Origin of the sequence: Methylobacter sp. BlB1 (assembly GCF_015476545.1) — a bacterium.
GTDB lineage: Bacteria > Pseudomonadota > Gammaproteobacteria > Methylococcales > Methylomonadaceae > Methylobacter.
Genome location: NZ_JADMKV010000113.1, coordinates 1 through 6390, shown reverse-complemented (window position 1 = coordinate 6390; position 6390 = coordinate 1). Strand labels below are relative to the sequence as shown.

The 6390-nt window shown below is 53.9% G+C and carries 5 protein-coding genes; 4 read left to right on the top strand and 1 reads right to left on the bottom strand.

From position 1 onward, the window contains the following. The 4 genes from IT781_RS21180 to IT781_RS21165 form a co-directional block, all read left to right on the top strand. Positions 1-1221 (top strand): calcium-binding protein (locus IT781_RS21180; protein WP_370527070.1); only part of this gene is annotated, 1221 nt, incomplete at its 5' end. Positions 1222-1223: 2 nt separating this feature from the next. Next, complete coding sequence (locus tag IT781_RS21175) at positions 1224-2579, top strand: TolC family protein (RefSeq protein ID WP_370527069.1); 1356 nt, start codon at positions 1224-1226, stop codon at positions 2577-2579. Beyond that, a complete protein-coding gene (locus tag IT781_RS21170; protein ID WP_194972160.1) occupies positions 2576-4741 on the top strand; it encodes a type I secretion system permease/ATPase in 2166 nt (721 codons plus the stop codon). Before IT781_RS21175 ends, IT781_RS21170 begins: the two co-directional genes overlap by 4 nt. Next, positions 4738-5928 (top strand): HlyD family efflux transporter periplasmic adaptor subunit, encoded by a 1191-nt coding sequence (locus tag IT781_RS21165; protein WP_228779339.1) that lies wholly within the window; start codon positions 4738-4740, stop codon positions 5926-5928. The genes IT781_RS21170 and IT781_RS21165 overlap by 4 nt, the downstream gene beginning before the upstream one ends. A 259-nt stretch (positions 5929-6187) precedes the next feature. Here IT781_RS21165 and IT781_RS21160 read toward each other — a convergent pair. Further along, a partial coding sequence (locus tag IT781_RS21160) for a hypothetical protein (RefSeq protein WP_228779338.1) occupies positions 6188-6390 on the bottom strand: 203 nt, incomplete at its 5' end.

Here is a 6390-nt window from a genome sequence, read left to right as displayed (position 1 = left end):
GGCAGCGTTTCGGTGACGCTAGACAACAGCGCTACTTTTGCTGACGGCAGCTACAGCGCCACGGCCGTGATCAGCGATACGGCCGGCAACAGCTCCGCACCATCCAATACGGTCAACTTCATCGTGGATGCGTTAAACGATGCGCCTGAGGTTTTTGTAGATTACTCAACCTTGCTTGGCTTGGTGGGTCTGCAAGCGCTTAACGTGATCGATCTGAGTAAGCAAGACCTGAGAGCATTAGATCGTAACGGCAATCTGCAAAGCGTCGTGGTTGAGTTTGGAGCGGTAGCGACTGTAGGCGCAATAACGCTTACCGCATCGTCAGCGCTTGCTGCCGAGCTTGGCCTGCAGTTCGATGTTGTAAATTCTTCTGTAGGCTCATTATTATCGTTGGGGCCGCACTCGACAGTGACAATCACAGCTATTGATGGCGGCATTATCGATAACCTGACGATCAACGAGTTTCTGGCGAGCGTGCGCTTTGATACGGGAGGCAGCCTGCTTGGCGATCTGCTTAGTGCGTCTGTATTACCGGATCTTGCCATTGCAGCGACTGATAGTTATGGCGTCTCTTCTGGCACCAAAACGATGGGGACTCTGCTCGATGCCAGCCTGCTCCATAGTCTGGCCGGCGACTCGGGGATTATAGAGGGCACGTCAGGCGACGATCCGCTCACGGGTACAGCATTCAGTGACCGCCTGTACGGTTATGCCGGTAACGATACCCTGTCCGGCGGCGACGGCAACGACCTGCTTCGCGGCGGCAGCGGCACTAATACCCTGAACGGTGATGGCGGCAACGATATACTGATAAGTGCTGGCATTAATGATACTCTCAACGGCGGCACTGGCGATGACTTCATCGTTATCTCCGATAACCTCTTCGCCTCCATCGATGGCGGCGATGGTTTCGATATCCTGCAGATGGACGGTGGCTTCACACTCGACTCGACCAGCGTTGCCACCGTCAGCAATATCGAGCTGATTGACATGGGCATGGGCGATGCCGGCAGTACGCTGACACTAACTGCCGATGCGGTGGATACTCTGACCGATGCGGACAATCAGCTGTATATCACCGGCGAAAGCAACGATACGCTGAATGTCGCCGGAGCCGTTGATACAGGGGCACAAACTACTCTTGACAGTGTTGTCTTCGATGTTTATAGCTTCGGTGTCAATCAGTTGCTTGTTGACCAGGATGTGCAGGTGATCGCTTGATCGTGACAAACACTGAAATCACCGCGATTGCGAACGGGCCGCTCAGCGAGGCGGCCCATATCATCAGTCATACGTCTACCATGACCAGGAGCAAGGTGCATTATGGCCTGGCTCTTGGCACTTGTCTGATGTTGCTGGCGCCATCACAACCGGCTTGCGCGATTACCCTGGTGGACGCTGTGCACCAGGGGTTGGCCATCCATCCTGATGTCAAGTCGGCCATGGCCAGGGTAGAACAAGCCACGACCGAAGTCGATATCGCCGAGGCCGGTTATTATCCCAAACTGGAAGCGTCAATCGGCCCCACGCAAAGCTTAAGGAGCAATCTGAGCTATAATTACAACCTCACCGCCACGCAAATGCTGTATGACTGGGGGCGGGTGGAAAGCCAGGTCGATAGCGCTTCGGCGAATATGCGCCAAGAGACGGAGTCTCTACTGATAATGCGCGAGGACGCTGCTCTGGATATCAGCGAGAGCTATCTTGATGTGCTTGCGTATGAGCAACGGATCGAGACGGTGAACGGCCATATTGAACGCTTGGAGGAACTGAACAAATTGAGCCAAAAAAGAGGCGAGGCAGGCTATGAGGATCGAAGCGAGCAGGGCCGAGTCGGCCTGGAACTGGCTCGAGCCCGTGAGCAGCTTGCGATCGAGCAAGGCAATTTACAAAATGCCAGGCAGCAATACCAGGAATTGATCGGGGAGCCGGCAGAGGCTCTGGATGAACCGGCTCTCGAATCGTTTTCCCAACGGCTGGTAGATAAGGATACGCTGGAGAGAGCCATTATGGACTCGCCGATCTATCGCCAGGCAAAGGAAAAGCAGGCTATCGAAGAAGCCAAGGTGCATGAAGCCGATGCAAGGCTGCTTCCGGAGCTGGATCTGGAAGGCACGGTGACGCGTCGGCCGATCGGTGGTGAGATGACCGATGACCAGATTGTCTCCTTGCGGGTAAAAATAGACCCTTTCCAGGGCTTGTCCAATTTTAAGCGTACTGATGCCGCCCGCCAGCGTCTCGAGGCCGCCAAGTGGGATTCGGGCGCTAAACAGCGCGATATCCGCCGCAAGATTCTAGCATTGTTTGAGAACGAATCTGCCTTGAAAGATCGTGAAAAATCGCTTAACGAGCAGATAAAAAACGGCGTAGATGTCAGCTCAGTCTATCAGGAGCAGTTTGTCGTCGGCTTGCGCAACATGACCGAACTACTGAACATTCATCAGGAGCGCTTCGATGCGGAGCGCCAATTAATCAATCTGCAATACGAACGCAAACGAGTGCAATACCGTACAGCAGCCCAACTGGGCCAGTTGGTGCCATTGCTGGAAGGGCGCTTGTCTGAAACAGTCACGCCATGAAAGATAACCAACAACTTACCAACAACACAGTCCTGGACAGTTATCAGGCGTCACGGACGGAGGATCCGTTGCGCGAAGGGCTGGTTTTGCTATGCCGCCACTTCGGCTATACAGTCAGTATCGCCGAGCTGAGCGAGGGGCTGGCTTTGGAGCAGGGGCGTTTACCGCTCAGGCTGGTTTCTCGCGCCTTGCGCCGAGTGGGAATCACTGCCCGTGTCGTGAATTATCCGCTTCAGGAGATTAGTTCACGGTTGCTGCCAGCATTGCTACTGTTGCGGGATGGTCGCACCCTGCTGCTGGTTGAGCATCAGTTAGGGCAAGCGCTTCTGCTTGATCCTGAGAGTGGCGGTGGCGAACTGACTATGAGTCTGGACGAATTGGATAGCCTGTACAGTGGCACTGCACTGTTCGCCCGGCCTCGTTATCGTCCTGATGAGCGTGCGGGCAATTTTGCCCGGGAAGAGCAGGAACACTGGCTAAAAGGTCCCATCAGAGCGAGTTGGCGTGATTATGGCGCTGCCGGTCTCGCCGCCCTGATGGGCAACTTGCTTGCCATTTCCTCCGCATTGTTCGGCATGCAGGTCTATGACCGCGTAGTACCGAATGACGCTTTCGATTCGCTATGGATACTCGCCAGTGGCGTATCTATCGCTATAGCTCTGGAATTCGTGCTACGGAGTCTGCGGGCTCATATGCTGGATGTTACCGGTAAACGCCTGGATTTGTTGTTGTCTTCCCGACTGTTCGAACAAGTTCTCCAGATACGGCTGCAGTCCAAGCCAGCTTCGATGGGCGCTTTTAGCAGCCAAGTCCGCGAATTCGAGTCGGTGCGCGATTTTTTAACCTCGACCACAATATCGGCCATTAGCGACATACCTTTCGTCCTGTTGTTCCTGGGCGTGATCTTTCTCATTGGTGGCCCCGTGGTTTGGGTTCCATTCGCAGCAGTCTGGTTGATGCTATTGCCTGGGCTACTCGCCCAACCCGTTCTGGCTCGATTGTCCCGGCAACACTTGCGTGAAGGAGCCATCAAGAACGGCGTACTGCTGGAGGCCATCGAGAATCTGGAAACAATCAAGGCCAGTAGGGCCGAGGGGCGACTGCTGCAAATGTGGGAAAACCTGACGGCAGAACTCTCCAGCGCGGAAGTCAAGGCACGTTCCATCACCGCCTTGCTTGGTTATGCGGCCTCCATGACGCAACAGTTTTGTTATGTTGGTGTGATAATCGTGGGCGTGTACCAGATCAGCGCGGGTGAAATGACCGTTGGTGCATTGTTTGCCTGCTCGATTCTGGCAGGGCGTACTATTGCTCCCATCGCTCAAGTCGCTGGTATCCTGGCTCGCTGGCAGCATGTCAAGGTTGCCATGGAAGGGCTGGACACTCTGATGGCCGCACCGGTTGAGCGTCCGTTTGGTCGCCGGTTCGCCCGCAGTCATGCACTGCGTGGGCACTATCGTATTGAGGAAGTGCGTTTGAATTATCAGTCGGACGGTCCTCCTGCTTTGAACATCCCGCAGCTGGAGATCCAGCCGGGAACACATGTGGCGCTGCTTGGCGGCAACGGCGCCGGCAAATCTACATTATTGCGCCTGCTTGCCGGACTGACTACGCCCAATGAAGGACGCATCCTGCTGGAAGATCTTAGCATCAGCCAGATCGATCCGGCGGATCTACGCCAAGCGATCGGTTATCTGCCTCAGGACACTGTGCTGTTTTACGGTACGTTGCGCGATAATCTAATCCCGGACAATGCAGGACAGACGGATGACGAACTGTTTGCCGCCTTGGACGGCGTGGGTTTGGGCGCCTTTGTTAGGGCTCACCCATTGGGGTTGGATATGCTGCTTGAAGGCAATAACAGCGTGTCCGGCGGACAGCGGCAGGCCATAGCCCTTGCTCGTCTGCTGTTGCAGGATCCGCGGATTGTTCTGCTGGACGAGCCGACTGCAGCGTTCGATAATGAAAATGAGGCTCGGGTGGTTCAGTACCTGCAGACTTGGCTGAAAGGACGCACGCTCATACTATCTACGCATAAGCGCGCCCTGCTGACACTGACAGAACGTGCACTGGTTTTACGGCAGGGACGTGTTGTCATGGACGGCCCTTTGACCAGCATCGTCAATGGCAATCAGGTTAAAGTGACGGAGAACTCCCTATGAAAGCCAGTAAACCTTCTGAGTATGTATTGCTGCGTTCGCTTGGCGACCCGCAGCACGCCATGGAGCATCCATCCTCGCGACCTATCTTTTGGGCCTGCCTGGTGAGTATCGCGAGTTTTGTCGCCTGGGCCAATTGGGCCGAGCTCGATGAAGTAACGCGCGGTGATGGCCGAGTGGTGCCTTTCAGCCGTATACAGAAGATCCAGAGCCTCGAGGGCGGGATTCTTGAGCAGTTGATGGTTAAGGAAGGCGACGTGGTGGAAGCGGGGCAGTTATTGGTCAAGCTGGACAATACCCGGTTCAATTCAGCCTACATGGAGAGCAAGAGTCATGCGGAAGCCCTGGCGGCTGCCATCGCCAGGCTGGAAGCCGAGACGCTGCACAAGGACCGTATCAATTTTCCTCGCAGCGTCCCGACCAAGAGCCATTTTGCCGCCACCGAAATCGCTTTATTCAAAGCGCGCCGCGAAAAGCTTCAGGAGTCTCTCCATTCACTCAATTCCGAATTGGCGTTAGCGCGTAAACAGTTGAGTGTGATTGAACCGCTAGTGGCCTCCCGCGCCGCCAGTGAAATGGAGGCATTGCGCTTGAGCAAGGAAATAGCTTCACTTAACGGGAAAATTTCTGAAGTCAATAACGCTTATTTTCAAGAGGCTTATACTGAACTGGCCAATAAAAAAGCCGAACTCAGCGAGCTTGAACAGAATCTGTTGCAGCGCAAAGATCAGCTGAGCCGTACCCAGGTGGTTTCACCGGTCAAAGGGCGAGTCAACGATATCCTGATTACCACCAAAGGAGGCGTCATTCAGCCTGGTGAGCCAATCATGGAGGTCACTCCAATCGATGAGCAGCTCCTGGTCGAAGCCAAGGTGAAGCCCCGGGATGTAGCCTTCCTTGTGCCAGGCATGCCGGCACGAGTCAAGATCACCGCGTATGATTACACTGTGTACGGTGATATTTCCGGCACTCTGGAACAAATCAGTCCAGACACCATTGAAGAGGAGACCATCCGCGGCAAAGAGCCCTTCTATAAGATATTGATTCGGACTAAGAGCAGTTATCTGAAAAAGGGCGACGAGGTCTTGCCGATCAAGCCGGGTATGATTGCTGAAGTGGATATTCAGAGCGGCAAGCGGACAGTACTCAATTATCTGCTTAGACCGTTACTCAAGGCGCGTTTATACTGAAATAAAACGGTTGCGGTTTATGTGCTCCAGTTTATGAGCCAGGAGTCATCGCCGCAGCCGTATTGCAAATGGAAAATCCAGATGTTCTATTTCATGAGAAACGGGACGATTTCACTCGAAGGAGCAGTTTTCTAACTATATCTATTCGTTTAATAGCTGTGTCGGATTCCTCTCCAAATCTGCCTGATAAGTAAAACCTATCGCTTAGCGTTTTTATATCGGCATTAGATGGAGGAAATCCGGTGCGTTTCTAGTACAGCTACATCAGACTCTGCTTGAGAAATATACAGGATTGCTGGTAAAGAATGGTTTCCAGGGTCTGGAAAGGGATGGGCTTGGGTAGGATCATGATGTCTTCCGGCAAGGTGCCCATTTTCATGATGTCGGCGGCCTTCAGTCCAGTCGCTACGATGATTTTGCTGTCTTTCATATCAGCCGTCTTCCTGATCTCCTGAATCAACT